Genomic DNA, 22,470 nt, shown 5'->3' on the forward strand with positions numbered 1-22,470 from the left:
TTTTAGGCTGCTTCGGTCTTCGGTCATCGGTCTTCCGACCAGATAAGCAAAGAATTTAAAGTGACTGGCATCATTGCGGATAATCATAAATTAAAATATCAGGAAGAAGATTCCTCTCTGATTTATTAATAATTTCGGGTAAATATTCTATAGCAAATGACATCTTATATTCATGGATATGTACCCGAAGAGCAAGAAAGGCTCTTAGAACAAGCAGGGCTTTTAGGCCCACTGATATATCCTAGAATTGATTTTGATGGATGTAAGAATATTCTTGAAATTGGTAGTGGCGTAGGAGCCCAGACACAAGTGCTTTTGTCACTTTTTCCTGAAATAGAGATTACCTGTGTCGATGCAGAACCTAGACAAATTGAAAAGGCAAAAAATAACTTGCAATCTTATGAATCAAGGCTTTCTTTTCATGTTCAAGATGCCAGAAACTTGGATTTGGCAAACAAATTTGACGGTGCTTTCCTCTGCTGGGTTCTAGAGCATATTCCCAATTCTCAATTAGTCCTAGAAAAGTTAAATGAACATCTTGAACCTGGAGCGAAGGTTTGGATAACAGAAGTTTTCAATAGCTCATTTTATTTTCAGCCCCCATTGGAAGGCCTTTCTAATTATTATGACAAGTATAATAACTTTCATCGTTCTTTAAAGGGAGATCCTGATGTTGGAGCAAAACTTGGAAATATGTTGAGTCAGGCCGGATTTAAAGAGATTGAATTATTTAAAGGAGGATTTCATTTATCTCAACATGATTCTGAATCATTGAAAAAGATTACTACCTATTGGAAGGGTTTGATGAAAAGTGGAGCTGCAGCAATGTTAGAGGTAGGTTGGATTACAAAAGAGGAAGTTGATGCAATGGAAAAGGATATAGAGACAATAGCCTCAGATGAAAATGCGATTTTTTCTTATCAATTTGTGCAGGCAAATGCAAGGATATAATTAGATGAAGTTACTTAAGAAGATTTGGAGGTTTGTTTTGAAAACTGCTATGTGGTTTTTAATTCTTTCGGTTGGCTTAACGGTTCTTTATAGGTTTGTTCCCGTCCCTATTACCCCTTTGATGGTTATTCGCCTCTTTGAGCAAACCTTTGATTCTGAAAAAAAGGTTCGATTATCTAAAGATTGGGTTCCAATGGTTGAAATTTCTAAAAATGCCCCTCAGGCAGTTGTTGCAGCTGAGGATCAAAAATTTTTAGATCATTTTGGTTTTGATTTTGATGCCATGAAAAAGGCATGGGAAGGAAATAAACAAGGCAAGAATATCAAAGGTGCTAGTACAATTACACAACAGACTGTTAAGAATGTATTTTTATGGCCAGACCGAAGCTATATAAGAAAGGGGTTGGAAGCTTATTTTACAGTTTTAATCGAAATAATTTGGCCTAAAGAAAGGATTCTTGAGGTTTACCTAAATGTAATAGAAATGGGTCCCGGGATTTATGGAATTGAATCAGCCGCTCAGAATTATTATAATAAACCTGCGAGTAAGTTGAACCGAAATGAAGCTGCTATGATAGCAGCAGTATTACCGAATCCTAACCGTTGGAACCCAAAGAGACCTACTCCTTATATTCTGGGAAGACAAGCTTGGATATTGAAACAAATGAATAATTTAGCTCCCATAGGCTTTGGGAAATAAAGAATGGATTTTTGTATTGCCTCTGTTAAAATTGTAATTTTTTTATGCTTTATTTTCATTGACCAATATTTTTATGGTTATGAACTATTCAAGTATTTTCAAATTGCTTTAGAAAAAATCATCTTACAGAATATTATTCTATTTGAGTAGCTATTTATGCAAAAATTTTAGCCTTTGCCTGGCCACCTAATTTGTTAATGAGATTAGGAAAAATGGCCTCAGTTGGCCGTATTTAATGATTGTTATTTGCAAGAAAATTTTATCCACATTTTCAATAATTTATCCACACTTTTCTATTTATTATATTTAAAACATTGATAAACAGGAAGATAAAGTGATTTAAAGAAACCTAATTTTGTGGATAAAAGTAGCTAACTTGAAAAAAGTATGCTTTTGGGGTACATGAAAAAGTGGATAAATTAAGATTCCAAATTTTATTCTAAAGTTGTTTAATCTTGCTTTTGTCTAATCAATCTTTTGCGATATGCATTAAAAATTCTTGATTTTGAAACGAAGCCTAAATATTCCCCATTTTCGATTACTGGAAGATTCCATGCGCCAGAACTTTCAAATTTCTCCATTGCTTTTTGCATATTTTCAGTAGCCAATAGAATTTCCGGAGGACTGTGCATCAAATCACGGATATAAACAGAATCCTGTTGTTCTGGATCAAACATTATATCTCTAATGTCATCCAGTGTTATAATCCCTCTCAAAGTTTTTTTCTCGTCTACTACTGGAAAAATATTTCTTTTGGAGACCTTTACAAGACTTGTTAAATCCCTCAATTTAGCATCGGGATGAACGGGAAGTAAATCCCGCTCTATGACATGAGTTATGTCTATTAATTCCAATAGTTCTTGGTCTTTGGATTCATGCAAAAACTTCCCTTTATCTTTTAACTGCATAGAGTAAAGACTGTCTTTTTGATAATAGGTGGTGGTAGTAAATGCAATGGCAGAGACAAACATCAAAGGAATGAATAATTCATATCCTCCCGTGATCTCTGCGATTAGGAATATTGCCGATAGTGGAGAATGTTGAACACCGCTCATGACGCCGCACATAGCTACTAACGTAAAAGATGCTAATGGCAATGGAATATGGAAACCAAATAGATTTTTAGAATAGGCAAAAACAAAACCTACAATTCCCCCAACATACAAAGAGGGCGCAAAAATACCTCCGCTACCTCCGCTACCTATCGTTAAAGCAGCTGCGATTGGTTTTACCAAAATGATTAATACTAAAAAGATAATAATCATATAAGGGTTTTCAATCACTGAAAAAAACGGGCTCCGATTTAAAATTTCAGCCGACTTACCATCGATTAGTTGATTTAGTGTGGAATAACCCTCTCCATAAATTGGTGGGAAAAAGAATACCATAAACCCAAGAAAAGCGCCACCATAAAGCATTCTCATCGTCTGACTCTCTAGGCCCTCTAATGCCATTTCAGTTCTTCTTACAGCTCTGCTGAAATAAAGTGAAACTAGGCCACAAATAATACCTAAAAGTAAGTAATAAGGCATATGAGCGGCTTGGAATGTTTCATCAAACTTGAAATTAAAGATGGAGTCCTTGCCTATTAAGATCATTGAAGTAAGGGAACCCATCACTGATGCAATTAATAAAGGGATGAAACTTGCACTGCTTACTTCCAATAATATTACTTCAATTGCAAAAATTACTGCACCTATGGGTGCACCAAATATTGCTGAAATTGCAGCTGCTGCACCACATCCAATCAGAAGAGTTCTCTTTTTAGCATTTAGATGCATTAAAAGGCCCGTATTTGAACCGATAGCTGATCCTGTGACTACCATTGGTGCTTCAAGTCCCACAGATCCTCCAAAACCAACTGTTAATGCAGAGGTAAATAGCCGACTGTACATCTTAATTCTAGGAATTAGGCTTTGCTTTTTTGATATAATAAAAAGCACGTCAGGTATACCATGTCCACCTACATCCTTAAAAATATATTTACCGACTAGAAAGGCCGCCGTTATCCCTATTAAGGGGTAAAGAATGTAAAGAAAATTGGCATATTCGTTATAGAAATCTTCAGTTAAAAATTCTTGAATTGCATGAACTCCACTTTTAAGAATTACAGCTGCCAATCCTGATAAAATCCCAATAATACCACTTAAGATAATTATAAAAGATTGATTGCTCAGGTGTCTGAGGCGCCAGATTAAAAGTTTAGTAATGAAGTCTGTTTTTGGCAAAATTCAATTGGGGAATGAATGATATAGCCTACAAATTACGCATCCTTTCAGGCAATTCGAAGGATTAAGCTTATTCTTTCAATAATTCCTTATCTAAAGTTAGAATACATTTAAGAATCAGATTTACCGCATCAAAATAAAAATCAGGCTGAATGTTTTTATACTCATCACTTGGCTTATGATAATCAGGATGATCTTCTACTCCAAAATAGATATGGGGAATACCTTTTTCTAAGAAAGCTCCGTGGTCAGAAGAATTACTCCAATCATCCGAACCTGTATTTGGTAAATCATGTCCGAAGACCAATTTTGGAATCTGACCGGAAACAGCTGATTCTAGAATTGGCTTTAGCTGGGGATTTTGATAAGTTCCTGAAGCATAAAGTTCTCCCTTATCATTTCTGGAAATCATATCCATGTTAATGTTTAATACAATAGTTTCCAGCGGGAAAGGGAAATCTCTAATTAAAGCTTTGGCTCCTTGAAGCCCCATTTCTTCTCCATCGAGTGCAACAAAAATAAAGCTGTGTTCCGGCCTGTTTTTGGAAAAATATTCTGCCAATGCTAAAAGCGCAGCAGTTCCAGAGGCATTATCATCTGCGCCGTTATAAATGGAATCACCTTCCACAGCCCGGCCAATTCCAACATGATCAAAATGTGCGGTGATTACAAACAATTTTCGGGATGTATTTCCACCAATGAAGCCTTCTACATTTGCACCTTCATATTTTTCATTATCTCTTCTTCCCTCAAAAGAAAAAAGTTGTTCGTGATTTCGATAGTGAGATTTTAATCCTAATTCTATGAACTGATCCTTTAAGTAATTTCTGGCTCTAAGATTCTCTTCTCCTCCTGTTCTTCTTCCTTTAAAATCGTCCGAAGATAGAAATTCAATATTGTCTAAAAGCGTTTTTTTATCAACTTGTTGGGCCAATGATGCAGAACAAAGAAAGATCAAGGATAAATTCAGAACTGATTTCAAAAGTGTATGCATCTATGAAAATATTTTGCGTTATGTATATTCGTAAAATTACTAAGCAAAAGGACTTCACCTATTCCTTCGAATGAAATATATTCTACCGGTAGTATTTGTTTTTGTTTTTAACCATTTAAGTTTTGGTCAAGGGGCTTTGCCTGAGACGTTTTTTAATGGTAAATCTGTGGTTCTGGTCTCTAATGACCCAGGTGCAAGGCCCGCCATGTCTTGGGAGGTTTTAGCGGATAGTATTCATTCTGCTATTGTCGATGCCGGTGGAGACCCTGTTGCATATTTTGAATTAGAGCAGGTGGCAATTTCAGAAGTTGTCCAATCCGATTATGCAAGTGCCTTTTCTAGTCGTTTGGTTAAGAATATAATTTTTATCACTCGACAAAAGACTAATACCTCTATTCATGTGGCTCCTTTCACAGGCGATTTTGAAATGATTCCATCTATCAGCGTTTTCGGAATTAGTGGCTCTGATTATCAATCTACAGCAGATCAATTTTCAGCAATTGGAGATACAAATAAAACAAGAAATCTTTTAGTGATTGATGTTCCTGAATTTCCGAGTATTAACCAAACGGAAAATTCTACTAGTCAAAAATTTTTGCAAACGAACCCTTTAAATTTAGAAGTATTTAAGCTTGGGATACCCATTGAAGGTTCCGCTGCTGAAACAGGGCTAATCAGTTATTTCAGGTATGATATGTATGGTAAATCTCAAGCTACTATTTTGGCAGAACAAGAGGCTCAAAAGTCTGGAATTGAGCAAATATTAAAGGAAGAATATCTCTTTGATACGGAATGGTTAACAGAACCAAAAACGGATGAAGAATTAATAAGGGATAGAGTTCAGTTTTTATTGGTTAAAGTTGAAGCTAGAGAATCCGATATGATGAAAAGTATGGGTCTGGAAGTTCCAACAGGTCAATCTGCCAATAGAACGGTCGTGAAGTATTATATTAAGTTGATAGTTCGAAATGAATTATATTTAGGCCCTGAGTGGGATGCTGATCCAGATTGGAGAGTTGCACTTAGAAATTTTTTGAGAAACCTAAAAAAATAAACCTCCTAAAAGGAGGCCTACCGTTGCGTCAAAATTACGGGTGATTGAAACAACTTAAATTGAATATTTTCTCAGGATTTTATGTAACTACATTTACTGCTTGAAAAAAGTGAATAAAAACGAAATATCCTATTAATACCAAATAATTTTCTAACTAGATGACTTTAATAAATATTTTTAATCATTTAAATCTATTTAATAAAGATTTTTATTTAGAAAAGGGATTAATGCTAGGATAATTGCTTGGGAATAATAAGCCTTTCTGTCAACGACACCATGAGTCAGAATGCCTACTGAACCACCTTCTTGTTTGGAGTTTTCTTTTTCAAAAATTAGATCATCAGCTTTTCCTAATTCCATACCGTTTTTAATCAATTTTCTAACTTTCTCTGGGATATAAAAGGTACCTGTTTTGGACTGGCTTGACCTATTTTTTCTGTCTTCTATGTAGATCCAGGCATAAGCGAACATTCCATGTTCGTCTTCTTCAATTCCGCCTTCGATACCCACCCAAAAATCTGCTTCAGGAAAAGTTTTTTTAGCATTTTGGGCTCTGTTTTTAGCCCCTAAAAAAGTCTCATCGCTACCATTAGGCTGGTCAGAGACTCCTGAGGAGGCATTTACTCCATTTACTAAAAACGATCTTGAAAATGCTTCTGAAAAGGCTGTTTCAGTACAATTTATTTTGACAGGATTTTTACTTCCAACAATAATTAACTGTTTTTCAGAATCCTGAAAATTTTCTCTTTTTGGGAATTTCATACATATAAAAAAGCCTAGACTATTGCCTAGGCCATGTTTGTAAATACTTGATTGATATCATCATCCTCTTCCATCTTTTCAATCATTTTGTTTATAATTTCTTCTTGCTCTTCTGTCAGTTCTGTAAGGGTAGTAGGAAATCGTTGAAAATCAGCACTTATTACCTCAATTCCTCTTTCTTCCAATGCTTTTTGCATGGTCCCAAAGTCAGCAAATTCAGTGTAAACAAATAATTCTCCTTCATTTTCATCGATTTCGGAAAGACCATAATCAATTAATTCCAGTTCTAATTCTTCCATGTCCAAATCATCTTGGGCAAACCGGAAAACAGCTTTATGGTCAAACATAAAACTTACAGAACCTGAAGTACCTAACGAGCCTCCAGCCTTTGTGAAATAAGACCGGATATTTGCAACAGTCCGGTTAATATTATCGGTAGAGGTTTCCGCTATTACTGCAATTCCAAAGGGTCCGTAACCTTCATAAACCACTTCTTCATAATCCTTTTCATCCTTATTTGACGCCCGCTTAATTGCTGCTTCTATTCTGTCTTTGGGCATCTGCGCACCCTTGGCATTTTGGATGATAGTTCTTAGTCTGGGATTAGATGCTGGGTCTGGACCACCTGATTTTACGGCCATCACTATTTCTTTCCCCAGACGCGTAAAGACCTTAGACATTTTATCCCAACGCTTGAATTTTCTTTCTTTTCTGAATTCAAATGCTCTTCCCATAGTTAACTTTATTTGGAGGGTAAAAATAATAAATCTTTTGATCTATGGGCTAATCGGAAGAAAGGCAAAGAAGAAAATGGAAAAAGACTCTCAAATTATGTCTTACCATCATTCAATTCCGTACGATTAGGAAAGCCTTAGCACATGTTACTTCCCGCACAAAAACCAATTCCAAACATACCAGAATCTAATCTTCCAAAAGTTGTAATTGTAGGAGGAGGATTTGGTGGATTAAAACTCGCCCGAAAACTAATCAAAGGCCCTTATCAGGTAATTTTACTGGATAAAAATAACTATCATCAGTTTCAGCCCTTATTTTATCAAGTGGCAACGGCTGGCTTGGAGCCAAGTGCTATTTCTTTTCCTTTAAGAAAGATCTTTCATAATACTCCTAACACCATTTTTAGAATGGCTGAGGTTCATTCGTTTGATTCGAAAAGAAAAAGGCTTTTTTCAGATATTGGTTATATAGACTATGACTATCTGGTTTTGGCAATGGGTGCTGATACCAATTATTTTGGAAATAAATCCATAGAATATAATTCTGTACCGATGAAAACTGTTTCGGAGGCACTTTATATTCGAAATAAGATTATTTCCAATTATGAAAGAGCCATAAATATCGAGAAACAAGAAGACAGAAAGTCTTTGATGAATGTGGTAATCGTTGGTGGGGGTCCAACAGGGGTGGAACTAGCAGGAGCAATGGCAGAATTGAGAAATAATGTTTTTCCTAAAGACTACCCAGAGCTGAATTTCAGTAATATGAAAGTAGTGCTTATAGAAGCAGGACCTAATCTTCTTGCTGCTATGTCAAAGGAATCTCAGGAACATTCTTTAAAATATTTGCAAGGGTTGGGAGTGGATGTCTTGCTCGACACGAAAGTTCATGATTATAATGGAGAGGAAGTAAAATTAGAAGGAAAAGATTCTATAAGTACTCATACTTTATTATGGGCTGCTGGCATTAAACCAAATTTTATTGAAGGCTTGGGAAATGAACATTTTGCCCCGAATGGGCGAATTTATGTGGATGAGTTTAACAAGGTAACAGGTGAAGATGGGATTTTTGTTCTTGGGGATGTTGCTTTGTTGAGAGAAGAAAACTACCCTAAAGGACATCCTCAAGTTGCTCAAGTTGCTTTGCAGCAAGCTGAAAACCTGGGAAAGAACCTAATTAATTATGTTCAGGGAAAAGAGATGGCACCTTTCCATTATAAGGATTTAGGCTCTATGGCAACGGTAGGTAGAAAGCTTGCAGTTGTGGATTTGCCTTTTATTAAATTTCAGGGAATGATAGCTTGGCTTACCTGGCTGTTTGTCCATTTAATGGCGATCTTGGGAGTAAAAAATAAGATGTTCATCTTCATGGATTGGGCTTGGAATTACTTGAGCTTTGATCCAAGTTTGAGGCTTCTGATTAAACCTAAATATGTGAGGGCAAGTGAGCGGAAAGAGTTAATCGAGGAAAAATAGGATTTAAGGTTTGTTAACAAGGAATTCAAAAAGTGGATTAAACTTCCTGAGTTTAGGAAGGTCTAAAAGACAAACAAACCATAAAAAGATGAAAAATTTAACTATCGCAATGCTTTTGGTTTTTATGACCGGAATCACTGCTTTCGCACAGGAAACTAAAACCAAAGAAAGACCAACGGCTGAAGAAAGAGCTCAGAAACAAACAGAGATGATGGCTGAAAAGCTGGAATTATCGGATGCCCAGAAAGCACAAATTTTAGCGATCAATCTTGAAAATGCCAAGAAGAGAGAGGCTGAGATGGAAGCAAGAAAAGCTGAGATGGAGGCAAGAAGAGAAGAAATGAAAATGATGAGAGAAGAGATGAAGGCACAAGATGAAGCAATCAAAGAAGTTTTGACTGAAGAGCAAAGAGCTAAATGGGTAGAATTAAAAGAATCACAAAGAGACAGAAGAGGGAGAAGACCAGGGGGAGAAATAAGAGAAAGAGGTGATATGCCTCATAGAAAAGGAGGAAACTAAAATAGGAAAGCCATCTGCCGAAGCGGATGGCTTTCTGTTTCGCAGGGTTGTCAACTAAACAGGGATTCTATTGGTAAAATGAGTTTTTAAACTCAATCAATACCTGCGATTTCTTCCTCTACCTGAAAGAATGATTCATCTTTCTGTGGCAGAGATGAACTACCCATTAGGAATTCATCTACTTTAACAGCAGCTTCTCTACCTTCTGAAATAGCGCATATCCCCGGCAAGGAAAACCTTGGAATTTGTGCTCTGATAATTTTTTGATTTTGGAAGGGTGTTTTCCATAGTCTCCACCCCAAAAGCTTCTAAAAGACCATCTTTAGCTGGACCGGTAAATCCGATTGCAATCAATGCTAAATCACATGGAGCGATCCTTTCTGTACCTTCAAGTTCCTCAAAGGTCATCCGACCTCCACTTTCCTTCCATTCGATATCAACCAGTTTTAATCCAGTAACTTCTCCATTTTCATTTCCCAAAAACTCTTTTGTAAGGATTGAAAACATTCTCTCAGAACCTTCTTCATGAGAACTTGAAGTTCTTAAAGTCATCGGCCATTCAGGCCAAGGATTAAGTGTTATTCTTTGCTTTGGAGGTTTAGGCAATAATTCCAGTTGAGTAATAGATGCCGCACCATGTCTGTTGGAGGTTCCGATACAATCACTACCCGTATCTCCTCCTCCGATTACAAAAACATGTTTGTCTTTTGCGGAGATAGGATTTTCTTCCAATTCTCCATTGATAACTTTATTTTGATTCCCAAGAAATTCCATGGCGAAATGTACCCCTTTCAGATTATCTCCATTGATTCTCAAGGACCTAGGCTGACCTGCACCCGTACAAATAACAATAGCATCAAAATTTCGAAGGATATTTTCAGCTTTGATATTAAAACCAACTTCTGTTGAGCAGGTAAAGATCACTCCTTCTTCTTTCATCAAATCGATCCGTCTGTCTATGACCCATTTTTCTAATTTGAAATCGGGGATCCCATATCGTAGCAAGCCTCCTGGTTTATGGTCTTTTTCAAAAATAGTAACTTCATGACCAGCTTGATTCAACTGATCAGCAGCCGCTAATCCAGCAGGTCCGGAACCGATAACAGCTACTTGCTTACCTGTCCTTTTTTCAGGCGGATTCGGCTTTATCAGATCTAATTCATAAGCTTTCTCAGCAATATTTTTTTCAATCAATTCAATTGTTACAGGATCTTTGTTGATACCCAAAACGCAGCTTGCCTCACAAGGAGCCGGACAGATTCTGCCTGTAAACTCCGGAAAGTTATTTGTGCTTTTCAGGATATTGATAGCCTGTTCCCATTCTTCATTGTAAACGGCTTCATTAAACTCTGGAATCACATTTCCCAAAGGACATCCGCTATGACAAAACGGAACCCCACAGTCCATGCACCTTGCAGCTTGATGATTTAATTGTTCATTAGAAAATGGCTGATATATTTCTTTATAGTCGCCTACCCTTTCTTTTGGGTCTCTTGTTTGAGGCGTTTCTCTCTTGAATTGTAAAAAACCTTCTGTCGCTCCCATCTTACACCAATAATTTAGATTGTTCTGAAGCTCTTTTTTGCAAAACAGCTTTGTAATCTCTCGGGATTACTTTGATAAATTTTTCTTTAGAATGATCCCAGTCATCCAGGAATTTAATGCCTAATTCACTTTCAGTTAATTTGACATGTCGCTTGAGATAAGCTTTAATAGTAGCAAAATCCTCTTCTTCTAGAAGATCTATATCTACTAACTCGGGATTAACTTCTGTGATATATTCTTTTAAAATATAAGCGATACCTCCACTCATGCCGGCTGCGAAGTTTCTTCCGATTTCACCAACGTTAATAACCAATCCGCCGGTCATATATTCACAACCATGATCACCGATACCTTCTATTACAGCTTTAACACCTGAGTTTCTCACACAAAATCTTTCCCCACCTTTTCCATTAATATAAGCTTCTCCAGAGGTGGCGCCATAAAATGCAACGTTTCCGATGATGATATTTTCTTCAGGATTAAATTTTGAATTTCGGCTTGGGTACACGATTAATTTTCCACCAGAAAGACCTTTACCGAAGTAATCATTTGCTTCTCCTTCTAATTCGAAATCCACTCCCTTAGTCAAGAAAGCTCCAAAGGTTTGACCAGCAGAACCTGTGAATTTGAACTGAATGGTGTCTTCCGGTAATCCCACGCTACCAAATATTTTTGAAATTTCATTGGAAAGCATTGCCCCCACTGATCGATCTGTATTCTTGATTTGAAAGTTCCCAGTTGATGGAACAGCCTGTTCCAATGAAGGGTGGGCAGCTTTAATCAATTGTCTATCTAAAACTCTTTTCAGTTCAAAATCCTGATCAATTTGCTTATGAATACCTACATGATCCGGTACTTCCACTCTATGGAAAATTGGAGTAAGATCTACTTTATCCCATTTCCAGTGATTCAAATGGCCCGTTGACTGTAAAATATGGCTTTGTCCAACCATTTCGTCAATGGTTCTGAACCCAAGAGATGCCATGATCTCGCGTAAATCCTGAACCAGGAAATTGAAATAGTTAACTACATGATCAGGATCCCCAGTAAACAGCTTTCTCAATTCTTCGTTTTGAGTAGCAATACCTACAGGACAAGTATTCAAATGGCATTTTCTCATCATGATACAACCTTCCACAACCAACGCAGCTGTAGAAATACCCCATTCTTCAGCGCCAAGTAAAGTGGCAATAGCCAAATCCCGACCTGTTCTCAGCTGACCATCTGTTTGGAGCGTAACCCTACTTCTAAGATTATTTTTAACCAATGTTTGATGTGCTTCAGATAGACCAAGTTCCCAAGGTAAGCCTGCATGTCTAATAGAACTCAGAGGTGATGCGCCGGTACCGCCATCTGCACCTGAAATCAAGATTACATCTGCCATTGCTTTAGCAACTCCGGCAGCTACAGTTCCAACTCCCGCCTGAGATACAAGTTTTACATTTATTCTTGCTTTTCTATTCGCATTTTTTAAATCGTAAATCAGTTGGGCAAGATCTTCAATAGAATAAATATCATGATGTGGAGGTGGTGAAATAAGACCTACTCCTGGAGTAGAATGTCTTACTCTTCCGATCCAGTCATCAACCTTATGGCCTGGGAGTTGTCCGCCTTCGCCTGGTTTAGCTCCTTGAGCCATTTTAATTTGAAGTTCAGCTGCGTTAGTTAGATAGTTGCTGGTAACTCCAAATCTTCCCGAAGCTACTTGCTTAATAGCTGAACGTTCCCAATCCCCATTTTCTTTTTTTGCAAAACGCATTTCATCCTCTCCTCCTTCTCCTGAATTACTTTTCCCCCCGATTCTATTCATTGCTATTGCCAAGGTAGAATGGGCTTCATGAGAAATAGAGCCAAATGACATAGCGCCAGTTGCAAACCTCCGCATAATACTGGAAGCTGGTTCGACCTCGTCAATTGGTACGGTTATTCTTTTTTTGAATTCGAAAAGACCTCTTAAAGTGAGCGCATCTTTTGACTGTTCATTTATTTTATTTGCAAACTTTTTATAAAGTCCAAAATCATTGAGCCGTGTTGATTTTTGAAGTAAATGGATTGTTTCCGGATTGAAAAGGTGTTTTTCGCCCCTCCTTTTCCATTGGTAAACACCCCCAGTTTCAAGAACCGGACTTTTTGTTCCATAGGCAGCTCTATGACGTATAAGTACTTCTTCTGCCAGATCGTCAAAAGATATTCCAGAGATTCTAGAAATAGTTCCCTTGAAGCATCTGTCAATAACTTCAGGACCTAATCCAAGTGCTTCAAAAATCTGTGCACTTTGATAAGATTGAAGAGTAGAGATTCCCATTTTGGAAAGAACTTTTAATAATCCTTTCCCTATAGCTTCCTGATAATTAGAGAATACTTTTTCTCTATCCATTACTTTCGGAAGTCGTCCTTTTTCAAACATTTCTAAAAGTGACTCCAGAGCCATATATGGGTTAATAGCAGATGCCCCATATCCTATTGCTGTCGCAAAATGATGAGTTTCCCGAATATCACCGGATTCTAAAACTAAACCAGCCTTTGTTCGGATGTTATTCTTTACCAAATGATGGTGAACAGCCCCGATTGCTAATAAAGATGGGATAGGAGCCCAATCCTCGGAGCTATTTCTATCCGAAATAATAAGAATATTCTTGCTGTCTTTAATTGCTTTTTCGGCTTCCAAACACAGCTTTTCCAAGGCTTCCAGTAATCTTCCAGGCTGATGATCGGTATTAAAGTGAGCATAGATTTTTTGACTTCTATAGCCTAAGTGCTCCATGTTTTGGATTTTATCCAAATCACTATTTAATAAAACGGGCTGAGAAATATGAATCTGTCTGGTATGTCTTGGACTTTCTTCCAAAATATTATGACCTTCTCCTATTCTAGTAAATAAAGACATGACCAAGCGTTCTCTAATGGGATCGATTGGCGGATTACTTACTTGAGCAAAAAGCTGTTTGAAATAATTGGAGATATGTTGACTCTCCTTGGAAAGGACCGCCAAAGGGGTATCCGCACCCATGGAGCCAATTGCTTCATACGCGGTATTTCCCATAGGGGCAAGTACTACCTTGAGTTCTTCAGAAGTATAGCCAAATACTGTTTGGCACTTTTTAAGATCCTTTGAATTATATGGGTATGTCAGATGCTCAGGATCAGGTACTAGACGAAGCTTGATTCTCTGGTCTGCTACCCATTTTTCATACGGTTGCCTATTACATATTTCCCCTTTTACTTCCTCGTCAAATAGAACTTTTTGTTTTTCTAAATCAGCCCAAAGCATCCTTCCAGGGCTAATTCGACCTTTTTCTTCGATAGTGGCTTCCCTAATTGGTAAAGCACCGGCCTCGGAAGAAAGAATCAGTCTTTTATCCTTAGTGATAAAATATCTCAGTGGTCTCAAACCGTTTCGGTCAAGCGTTGCTCCTACTGATTTTCCATCGGTGAATAACAAAGCAGCAGGCCCATCCCAAGGCTCCACTAATGAAGCGTGGAATTTATAGAATGCCTTTCTATCCCGATCCATAACCTCATTATCTTGCCAAGCTTCAGGAACAAGCATCATCATGGCATGTGGTAATGACCTTCCAGTGAGAGTAAGTAATTCCACCATTGCATCCAAATTCGCAGAATCAGAATTTTGACTATTGGTAATTGGAAGTAGTTTTTTCAGTTCCTCATCCGAATAAAACTTCGTTTTCATTAAAGTTTCTTTCGACTTCATTTTGGTGACATTACCTCTGATGGTATTGATTTCACCATTATGTGAAAGGAATCTGAAAGGCTGTGCTAATCTCCAGTTAGGGAAGGTATTAGTAGAGAATCTAGAATGGACAATGGCAAAAGCAGATTCAATCTTGCTGTTTTGCAAATCTTTATAGAAGGCTAAAACCTGGTCTGTTCTTAATTGCCCCTTATATATAATTGTATTGCTGCTTAGACTCGCAAAGTAGAATGAATTATTTACTCCTGGAATCTTAGAATTGATTTCCGAAGTGGAATAATTTCTTAATAAGTATAGCTTCCTCTCCAGGTCAATTCCAGTAAGGCCTTTTTTATGTTTAACAAATAGCTGCTCAATGATTGGCATAACCTCCAAGGCACCTGAACCTGGGACTGTTTCGTCAACAGGCACTTGTCGATAACCAATCAAATCAAAATCTAACTCCTCAATAATCTGATTAAGAAGTTCCTTAGATTTATGAAACAGCTGTTTGTTTTTTGGAAAAAAAGTCATCCCCACGCCATAATATCCGGCTTCAGGAAGATTAATCTCTGACCTTGCTGTAATATCTTTTAAGAATTGATGCGGTACCTGAATCAGCACACCTGCTCCATCTCCTGTTTTAGGATCGGATCCCCTGCCGCCACGATGCTCCATATTGCTAAGCATATATAAGGCATCGCTAATTGTCTCATGGGAAGGGACTCCTGTCAGGTCGACAACCGCACCAATACCGCAGGAGTCATGCTCAAACTCCGATCGATATAACCCTTTTTGCATTATTTTCTAGATTTTAATAGGTTCAAAATTTCCAAAAAATACAGAAAAAATTTCTTTCATTAAAATTTAGGCAATAAACCGCCGTTCTAAATGCCTAATTTTTTATGAAAATTGACTTTATTGATTATTTCGCAAAAAAGTTATGGGTTTAATAAAATCATCATTTTTTCAAAAAATTGTTGTTTATTAATAAAGAAGGGTAAAATGAGGCCAGTATTCGAGATAAATAATGTGAATTTGGTAAAAAATGGTTTTTAAAATAAAATTTTGAAATAACATTAATTTTTTTTTGGAAATATTTAAAATCACCTTTTCACTCAGAAATGATATGGTAAATTCACAGAATAATATTCTGAAAGAAATAAAAAACTAAAAATCAAAAGTTTAACTGTATTTATCAGTCAGTGTAGGGACCGGGAAGGTCTTTTTCGTTTCCAAGAAGGTGAACTTTTATTTTTTTGATTTTCCGTGCATCAACGGCCAGGATTGTAAATTCAAAATCCTCGAATTTTATCTTGGTTCCATTCTTTGGAAGTTTGGAATTCAATTCCAAGAGAAGTCCTCCCAATGATTCATTTTCACCTTTTACCTCCTCAAATAGCTGAGAGTCTAACTCTAGTTTTTTACAAAAATCATTCAAAGAAACCTTTCCTTCAAAAATGAATGTATTTGGATCCAGTTCCTGAAAGAAAATGTCATCTGTGTCATCAAATTCATCATTGATTTCTCCGATGATTTCTTCTATTAAGTCTTCTAAAGTTACCAATCCTGAAGTCCCTCCATATTCATCTACCACGATAGCCATATGAACTCTCTTTAATTGAAAGTCTTTTAATAAAGTATCTACTTTTTTATTTTCTGGCACAAAGAAGCTTTTCCTTATTAAGTCTTTCCAGGCAAATGTTTCATCCCGTTCGATAAAAGGAAGCAAATCTTTGATATAAAGAATTCCGGAGATATTATCTATTGTCTCTTGAAAAACAGGGATTCTAGAATAACCACTCTTATTTATTTTGTCCATTAATTCATGGAAATCCATTTCTTCATCAATTGCAGTAATATCCATTCGGCTTCGCATGACTTGCTTTACTGTAAGTGTTCCAAAATTTACGATTCCTTTCAAAATGTCTCTTTCTTCCTCAGGAGTGTCTTCAGTAGTCATCTCCAATGCCTGATTTAGCTCATTTACTGAAAGAGAATATCCTCTTTTTTGAATATTTTTCTCGATTAGGTTACTCATGGCCATTAGAAAGAGAGATATTGGCTTGAGAACAGTACTAAAAAAACTAATACTTGGAGCCATGATTAGGCTGAATTGCATACTGGCTTTCGAAGCATAAACTTTTGGTACGATCTCTCCAAAAAAGACAATTGCAAAAGTTACTCCAATAGTCTGAACAAGAATGATAATTATCCCTGTTGCATTCATTCCAAAAATCGACCAGGAAACAAATGTGGTCAAAGTGACAATACCAATATTGATTAGATTATTGAGTATAAGTATTGTACTAAGTAGATTTTTTGGCATTTCTACCAAATGAATCACTTTTTTGGCATTGCTGGATTGGTCTAATTGGAGGGAGTCTAGGTCATCATTAGAAAGGGAAAAAAATGCTACTTCTGAACCTGAAACTAGAGCTGAGCCTATCAATAATAATACAAAAAGTAAACTATTAAAGATCAGATAACTTGCACTTAGTTCGCTGATCTGAGCGAGTAAATGATAACTCGGATAGGGGTCGTCCATGGATAAACGAAAATGTTTGCTACAAAAGTAAAAAAAAATCCTCCGAAAATAACTTTCAGAGGACTTGAATTAAAATGGAAGATCATCATCACCATCATCCATCACCATTTTATCACTTCCGGATGGCATGGGTGCTGGGGATGGTTTGGATTGAGGATTATTTGATTGTGGTGCTGAAGGAAAAGATCCTTCGGGTTTGCCTCCGAGCATGGTGAAACTCAAAACCCGAATTCTTATTTTTTTTCTATTCTGTCCTTGTTCATCAGTCCATTTATCGGATTTAATTTTTCCCTCTACATAAATTTGACTGCCTTTCTTGAGATATTGTTCTGCAACTTTGGCTTGCTGTCCCCACAGTTCGAGATCATGCCATTCAGTTTGCTCTACTCGATTACCACTTCGATCTTTATATGCTTCAGTTGTCGCTAAACTTAAGTTTGCAACGACATTATCTCCCTCAAGATACTTTACTTCTGGATCAGCTCCTAGATTTCCAATTAATATTACTTTGTTTACTCCTGCCATAATTTTTGATGATTAAATAATTCAAAAAGTGAAAATTGAAGTTACTCAAATACCCTGATCAGTCAAAAAATTTATGATCAATTTGGGTTTTGCTAAATAGTCTATTTCATCTTCATTCACGAGTATATAACCCTCTTCATTACACCATTTCGATAGTTTATCATATTTATTGGCAGGAATTTCAACCTCTGAAAAAGTTGCGTTTAGCCTCTGATGTGACAGAATATGTCGGTATTTTTTCTCAAACAAATGAGTTTCTTCTCCCTCCATTAAATCCAAATTTGGGAGTTTCATAGATTTATCACTTTCCTTTACCGGAAAATCAAACAAACCTTCCCAAATATCTCCTGATCCTCTTTTTTTCCAAACCCATTCTTTTCCACATTTGATTATATAATAATGAAGATTTCTTTCAGTGATCTTTGTCTTATTGATTTTAACAGGAAGATCTTTCACCATATTATTATTAAAAGCAAAGCAATTTGATTGTAGGGGGCAGTTTGAACAGTCAGGACTCAATGGAGTGCATTGTCTTGACCCGAAATCCATGATGGCCTGATTATATTCATCTGGAGAGTTTTTTGGAATGATTTGATCCGCTAAAGCCTCAAACTCTTTTTTAGCCGGAGAACTGGCTATGTCAGTTTCAATACCAAAATATCTCGCCAATACTCTAAATACATTGCCATCTACTACTGCTTTGGCCTGACCAAAAGCAAAACTTGCAATTGCTGAGGCTGTGTAGCTTCCCACTCCTTTAAGCTTGAGGAGCCCTTCATAAGTTTCTGGAAATTTTCCGCCCAATTCAAAACAAACATATTTGGCACATGCGTGCAGGTTTCTGGCTCTGCTATAATAGCCCAAACCTTGCCAAAGTCTTAATACTTCTTCTTCAGGAGCATTTGCCAGATCATGGATTGTTGGGTAATTGTTAACAAATTTGTGAAAATAAGGGGTTCCCTGTGCGACACGAGTTTGCTGGAGAATAATCTCAGAAAGCCAGATTTTGTATGGATTTTTGGTTCCTCTCCAAGGTAATTCTCTAGGATTTGAGCGATACCAAAATAAGATTTGATACGAAAATGCCTGTAAGTCAGTATATTTACGATTCATTGATAATAAAATTCTATTATACAAATCAAGCTAATTTTTGCCATTTTGTTTTTTAATTGCCTAGGTTCTCGTACATTTGCAGTCCCAAAAACACTTGGTTAATAGGTTGTTAAGCTTATTTCATAATTTCTAAATTTAATTTACTGTGACAAAAGCAGAAGTAATCACTAAGATTTCAGACAAAACAGGAATCCAGAAGGATGATGTTACACAGGCTGTAGAGGCCTTCTTTAAGGTAGTAAAAGATTCTATGTCTGAGGGAGAAAACATTTACGTAAGAGGATTTGGTAGCTTCATTAATAAGAAGAGAGCCAAAAAAATTGCTCGTAATATCTCCAAGAATACAGCTATCGTAATTGATGAGCACTACATTCCGGCTTTCAAGCCTTCTAAAGTGTTTGTAGAGAAGATTAAAAACAGTAAGAAAATTAAAGAATTGGCTCCTCAGGATTAATCTGAGAAGATGATTTGACATGAAAAAAACTCAGCTCATTCTCATCATAGTGGGAATCATTACAATAGCAGGCTTATATGCTTTGCCGAGTGTAGTGGTAGATAATGAAGGAGAAGTCGATGCAATATCCCAGGATAATGCGGGAGCAGAAACTTCAGAGTCTAATTCGGTAGCTATGCATGAGGCTGAGTTGTCACCTGATCAAATGGATTTAGTTACTTCTCTTAGAGGTAAATTAAATGATGGCAATTCCGGAGAATATCAGGTAGCAATTCTTGATTCTCTAGGTTCTATTTATCAGGAATTGGGTAAATTTGACAGTGCTGGATTTTATTTCGGACTAGCAGCAGAGGAAAGCAATAATTTGGCTTTAGCGGAAAAGGCTGGAGATTCATTCTATGAGGCTTATACCTTTGCTTTAGATGCCGATAAGGTTGCTTACACTTCTGAACAAACCCGAAAGTATTTAAATCAGGTGTTGGAAAAAGATCCCACCCGATTGGATTTGAAAACCAAAGTCGCCATGACTTATGTTTCTTCAACAAACCCTATGCAAGGCATTACGATGCTTCGAGAAATTCTCGAACAAGACCCTCAAAATGAGGATGCTTTGTTTAATATGGGTATCTTGGCGATTCAATCAGGTCAATATAAGCGAGCTGCGGAGCGATTTGAGGAATTGATTCAATATCATCCTCAAAATCTTCAAGGTCAGTTTTATCTTGGAGTAAGCTATTTTGAAGCCAATCTAAAGAATAAAGCAAAAGCTCAGTTTGAGGCAGTTAAGGAAATGACTGGGGATGAGATGATCCTTAGTAGTATCCAAGGCTATCTTGACAGGCTATAAATTATTTTATCACTTAAATTCTAAAAACTATGCCTTGCGGTAAGAAAAGAAAAAGACATAAGATCGCTACGCACAAGCGTAAAAAGAGACTTAGAAAAAACAGACATAAGAAGAAGTAATACACTTCTTCTTATGTCTGTTTTATTAAACACGTTCATTTACATATTTATTAGACACGATTTTGAGTACGGAATTATTAATTGATTCTGCTCAAAGTGGTAGTCGAATTGCACTCCTTCAAGATAAAAGCTTAGTTGAATTGCATTCCGAAGGAATGGAAAATCAATTCAAGGTTGGGGATATTTATTTGGGTACGGTACGAAAAATCGTCAATGGGCTTAACGCAGCTTTCATTGATGTAGGTTATGAGAAAGATGCCTTTCTTCATTACCAGGACTTAGGCCCAAATTTCAACAGCCTGATGAAGTTTACCAAAATGGTACGCAACAACAACTATAGCAATTACATGTTGAAGGGTTTTGAAAACGACCCTGAAATAGACAAGATTGGGAAAATTTCCAACATCCTGTCAAAAAATAATCAAGTGTTGGTTCAGGTCGTCAAAGAACCCATCTCCACAAAAGGACCCCGACTATCCTGCGAGCTCTCTCTACCAGGTCGTTATCTCGTATTAGTTCCCTTTTCAGATTCAGTAAATGTTTCTAAAAAGATAAGAAGTAATGACGAGAGAAAACGCCTTTTGAGGCTCATCACTTCTATTAAACCTGCCAACTTTGGTGTGATCATTCGCACTGTGGCAGAAGGTCAGTCTGTCACCGAATTAGACAAAGACCTTCGAAATCTTCTCAAGAACTGGGAAGAAGGGATGCAGAAGTTAATGAAAGCCAAAAGCCGTGACAAGGTAATAGGAGAGATGAGTATGGCTTCCTCACTCGTGAGAGACCTCCTCAATGAATCCTTCGATGCAATCACCGTAGAAGAAGAATCAACTTACGATCAGATCAGATCCTACATCAGGTCTATAGCGCCTGAAAAAGAAAAAATTGTCAAGCTTTACAATGGTAAAGCTAAGCTATTTGAAAATTTTGGAATAGAGAAACAGATCAAAAGCCTGTTTGGACAAACGGTAAGCCTTCCCCAGGGTGGCTATGTTATTATTGAACATACCGAAGCACTACATGTCATTGATGTGAATAGTGGTAACAAATCCAACCAGGAAAGTGACCAGGAATCAACAGCTTTAAAAACCAATCTGGTCGCTGCGAAAGAAATTGCCAGACAGCTACGTCTCCGGGATATGGGAGGCATTATCGTAGTTGACTTCATAGACATGAGAAAGGCCGAAAATAAAAAGGTTATCTATGAAGCAATGAAAGAGGAGCTGAGGTTTGACAGGTCTAAGCATACTATTTTGCCGCTGAGCAAATTTGGGCTCATGCAAATCACTCGGCAAAGAGTAAGGCCGGAAGTAAATATTGTTACCAAAGAAACCTGTCCAGCTTGTAATGGAACCGGCAAAATTCAGGCATCTATCCTGATTGCCGATAAGCTGGAAAAAGATCTGGAGCATATTGCAACTATCCAAAATGTGGCTAACATCCACATCGGGCTGCATCCCTACCTGCACGCATACTTTACTACCGGAATTTTAAGCCGAAGAGTAAAGTGGTTTTTCAAGTATAACAAATGGATTAAACTGATCAAAGATTCTTCCCTGCCTGTGACGGAATACAGATTCCAAGATGAATCTGGAGAGGAAATAGAACTTCAAGTAAAAAGCGAGACTGAATAGTCTCGCTTTTTTTTGCTTTGTAAATCTTGAAGTATTAATAAATATTGTGTATATCCGCAATTCTACCAGTAAGGAGACTAATGCAATACAAAATAAGCTCAACTGTAAATTTTAGGCTGCTTCGGTCTTCGGTCATCGGTCTTCCGACCAGATAAGCAAAGAATTTAAGGTGACTGGCATCATTGCGGATAATCATAATAAATATTATTTATCTATTAATTATTCATTCTTTTTTGCTATTAATTTCGAGAAATCCAATCTAACATAGGCCACTTCATCTTCGGACTGAGGGTATCCAATATATAAATAATAGCCTCTGGGAGTTGAAAATCCACGGGTAGGAAATGGTAAAACTACTTCTCCAATTTTTTTAAATTCCTTGTCTAAGACCACTAATTTTGAGAGTGGCAATTTACCTTCTTCCAGGGTTTTTTCGGTATCGGCGACAACCACCGCTTCTCGAAGATATACTTGAGACCTAGGATCATAATCTACCCATGTATATTTACTGCTGTTATAATTTGGAAGGAATGCGGTGTATTCACCTCTTTGTTCAGTTTTTCCTACTAAAAACT

16 protein-coding genes and 2 pseudogenes are annotated in these 22,470 nt (G+C 37.0%); 8 read left to right on the forward strand and 10 right to left on the reverse strand.

All coding sequences use genetic code 11. The features are described from left to right. The first annotated feature begins 156 nt into the window (after positions 1-156). Both Q0L68_RS04765 and mtgA read left to right on the forward strand, forming a co-directional pair. Positions 157-951 (forward strand): class I SAM-dependent methyltransferase, encoded by a 795-nt coding sequence (locus tag Q0L68_RS04765; protein WP_296700094.1) that lies wholly within the window; start codon positions 157-159, stop codon positions 949-951. A 4-nt stretch (positions 952-955) separates the two neighbouring features. Beyond that, a complete protein-coding gene (gene mtgA / locus Q0L68_RS04770; protein WP_296700096.1) occupies positions 956-1,651 on the forward strand; it encodes a monofunctional biosynthetic peptidoglycan transglycosylase in 696 nt (231 codons plus the stop codon). 449 nt (positions 1,652-2,100) lie between these two features. Here mtgA and Q0L68_RS04775 read toward each other — a convergent pair whose 3' ends face one another. Continuing rightward, entirely contained in the window at positions 2,101-3,879 is a 1,779-nt protein-coding gene (locus tag Q0L68_RS04775; protein ID WP_296700098.1) for a chloride channel protein, read from the reverse strand. Positions 3,880-3,949: 70 nt separating this feature from the next. Next, a complete protein-coding gene (locus Q0L68_RS04780) occupies positions 3,950-4,873 on the reverse strand; it encodes a M28 family peptidase (RefSeq protein WP_296700100.1) in 924 nt (307 codons plus the stop codon). A 70-nt stretch (positions 4,874-4,943) separates the two neighbouring features. On the opposite strand from Q0L68_RS04780, the gene Q0L68_RS04785 reads away from it, so the two are divergent. After that, positions 4,944-5,927 carry an NTPase gene (locus Q0L68_RS04785; RefSeq protein WP_296700102.1) on the forward strand — a complete coding sequence of 328 codons (984 nt, stop codon included), beginning with the start codon at positions 4,944-4,946 and terminating at the stop codon, positions 5,925-5,927. Between the two features lie 195 nt (positions 5,928-6,122). Here the strand turns inward: Q0L68_RS04785 and yjjX are convergent, their stop codons facing one another. Both yjjX and Q0L68_RS04795 read right to left on the reverse strand, forming a co-directional pair. Beyond that, entirely contained in the window at positions 6,123-6,689 is a 567-nt protein-coding gene (yjjX, locus tag Q0L68_RS04790; protein WP_296700105.1) for an inosine/xanthosine triphosphatase, read from the reverse strand. A 26-nt stretch (positions 6,690-6,715) separates the two neighbouring features. After that, on the reverse strand, positions 6,716-7,423 hold the full coding sequence (locus Q0L68_RS04795) for a YebC/PmpR family DNA-binding transcriptional regulator (RefSeq protein ID WP_296700107.1): 708 nt from the start codon (positions 7,421-7,423) through the stop codon (positions 6,716-6,718). Between the two features lie 144 nt (positions 7,424-7,567). On the opposite strand from Q0L68_RS04795, the gene Q0L68_RS04800 reads away from it, so the two are divergent. Together Q0L68_RS04800 and Q0L68_RS04805 are read left to right on the forward strand one after the other, a co-directional pair. Beyond that, the gene (locus Q0L68_RS04800) at positions 7,568-8,899 is read left to right on the forward strand and encodes an NAD(P)/FAD-dependent oxidoreductase (RefSeq protein ID WP_296700109.1); all 1,332 of its coding nucleotides are present in this window, start codon (positions 7,568-7,570) and stop codon (positions 8,897-8,899) included. Positions 8,900-8,987: 88 nt separating this feature from the next. After that, positions 8,988-9,419 (forward strand): DUF4890 domain-containing protein, encoded by a 432-nt coding sequence (locus Q0L68_RS04805; RefSeq protein WP_296700111.1) that lies wholly within the window; start codon positions 8,988-8,990, stop codon positions 9,417-9,419. 92 nt (positions 9,420-9,511) lie between these two features. On the opposite strand, the pseudogene Q0L68_RS04810 reads toward Q0L68_RS04805, so the two are convergent. The 5 genes and pseudogenes from Q0L68_RS04810 to mutY all read right to left on the reverse strand — a co-directional run bounded on the left by Q0L68_RS04810 (position 9,512) and on the right by mutY (position 18,841). Continuing rightward, positions 9,512-10,964, reverse strand: a pseudogene (locus Q0L68_RS04810) (glutamate synthase subunit beta). A 1-nt stretch (position 10,965) separates the two neighbouring features. After that, positions 10,966-15,456 carry a glutamate synthase large subunit gene (gene gltB / locus Q0L68_RS04815; RefSeq protein WP_296700114.1) on the reverse strand — a complete coding sequence of 1,497 codons (4,491 nt, stop codon included), beginning with the start codon at positions 15,454-15,456 and terminating at the stop codon, positions 10,966-10,968. A gap of 397 nt (positions 15,457-15,853) precedes the next feature. Next, positions 15,854-17,203 (reverse strand): gliding motility-associated protein GldE, encoded by a 1,350-nt coding sequence (gene gldE / locus Q0L68_RS04820; protein ID WP_296700115.1) that lies wholly within the window; start codon positions 17,201-17,203, stop codon positions 15,854-15,856. A 69-nt stretch (positions 17,204-17,272) separates the two neighbouring features. Next, positions 17,273-17,728 (reverse strand): single-stranded DNA-binding protein, encoded by a 456-nt coding sequence (locus tag Q0L68_RS04825; RefSeq protein ID WP_296700118.1) that lies wholly within the window; start codon positions 17,726-17,728, stop codon positions 17,273-17,275. A gap of 45 nt (positions 17,729-17,773) precedes the next feature. Continuing rightward, on the reverse strand, positions 17,774-18,841 hold the full coding sequence (gene mutY, locus Q0L68_RS04830; RefSeq protein WP_296700121.1) for an A/G-specific adenine glycosylase: 1,068 nt from the start codon (positions 18,839-18,841) through the stop codon (positions 17,774-17,776). Positions 18,842-18,986: 145 nt separating this feature from the next. On the opposite strand from mutY, the gene Q0L68_RS04835 reads away from it, so the two are divergent. From Q0L68_RS04835 to Q0L68_RS04845, 3 genes are all read left to right on the forward strand, one after another. Continuing rightward, positions 18,987-19,295: an HU family DNA-binding protein gene (locus Q0L68_RS04835; protein WP_074225800.1), complete on the forward strand. Its 309-nt coding sequence runs from the start codon at positions 18,987-18,989 to the stop codon at positions 19,293-19,295. A 19-nt stretch (positions 19,296-19,314) separates the two neighbouring features. Further along, positions 19,315-20,142 carry a tetratricopeptide repeat protein gene (locus tag Q0L68_RS04840; protein ID WP_296700129.1) on the forward strand — a complete coding sequence of 276 codons (828 nt, stop codon included), beginning with the start codon at positions 19,315-19,317 and terminating at the stop codon, positions 20,140-20,142. Positions 20,143-20,323: 181 nt separating this feature from the next. Then, on the forward strand, positions 20,324-21,895 hold the full coding sequence (locus Q0L68_RS04845; RefSeq protein ID WP_296700131.1) for an Rne/Rng family ribonuclease: 1,572 nt from the start codon (positions 20,324-20,326) through the stop codon (positions 21,893-21,895). Positions 21,896-22,114: 219 nt separating this feature from the next. On the opposite strand, the pseudogene Q0L68_RS04850 reads toward Q0L68_RS04845, so the two are convergent. Beyond that, positions 22,115-22,470, reverse strand: a pseudogene (locus Q0L68_RS04850) (hypothetical protein); the annotation flags it as partial.

The sequence above is a fragment of the Algoriphagus sp. genome (genome assembly GCF_024642405.1).
Classification (GTDB): domain Bacteria; phylum Bacteroidota; class Bacteroidia; order Cytophagales; family Cyclobacteriaceae; genus Algoriphagus.

Bases quoted from the DNA above. Each gene is read 5' to 3' on its own strand.
- Q0L68_RS04825 (WP_296700118.1), bottom strand. From the start codon at position 17,728: ATGGCAGGAGTAAACAAAGTAATATTAATTGGAAATCTAGGAGCTGAT.
- gldE (WP_296700115.1), bottom strand. From the start codon at position 17,203: ATGGACGACCCCTATCCGAGTTATCATTTACTCGCTCAGATCAGCGAA.
- Q0L68_RS04780 (WP_296700100.1), bottom strand. From the start codon at position 4,873: ATGCATACACTTTTGAAATCAGTTCTGAATTTATCCTTGATCTTTCTT.
- Q0L68_RS04840 (WP_296700129.1), top strand. From the start codon at position 19,315: ATGAAAAAAACTCAGCTCATTCTCATCATAGTGGGAATCATTACAATA.
- Q0L68_RS04795 (WP_296700107.1), bottom strand. From the start codon at position 7,423: ATGGGAAGAGCATTTGAATTCAGAAAAGAAAGAAAATTCAAGCGTTGG.
- mutY (WP_296700121.1), bottom strand. From the start codon at position 18,841: ATGAATCGTAAATATACTGACTTACAGGCATTTTCGTATCAAATCTTA.
- Q0L68_RS04785 (WP_296700102.1), top strand. From the start codon at position 4,944: ATGAAATATATTCTACCGGTAGTATTTGTTTTTGTTTTTAACCATTTA.
- yjjX (WP_296700105.1), bottom strand. From the start codon at position 6,689: ATGAAATTCCCAAAAAGAGAAAATTTTCAGGATTCTGAAAAACAGTTA.
- Q0L68_RS04800 (WP_296700109.1), top strand. From the start codon at position 7,568: ATGTTACTTCCCGCACAAAAACCAATTCCAAACATACCAGAATCTAAT.
- Q0L68_RS04765 (WP_296700094.1), top strand. From the start codon at position 157: ATGACATCTTATATTCATGGATATGTACCCGAAGAGCAAGAAAGGCTC.
- mtgA (WP_296700096.1), top strand. From the start codon at position 956: ATGAAGTTACTTAAGAAGATTTGGAGGTTTGTTTTGAAAACTGCTATG.
- gltB (WP_296700114.1), bottom strand. From the start codon at position 15,456: ATGCAAAAAGGGTTATATCGATCGGAGTTTGAGCATGACTCCTGCGGT.
- Q0L68_RS04805 (WP_296700111.1), top strand. From the start codon at position 8,988: ATGAAAAATTTAACTATCGCAATGCTTTTGGTTTTTATGACCGGAATC.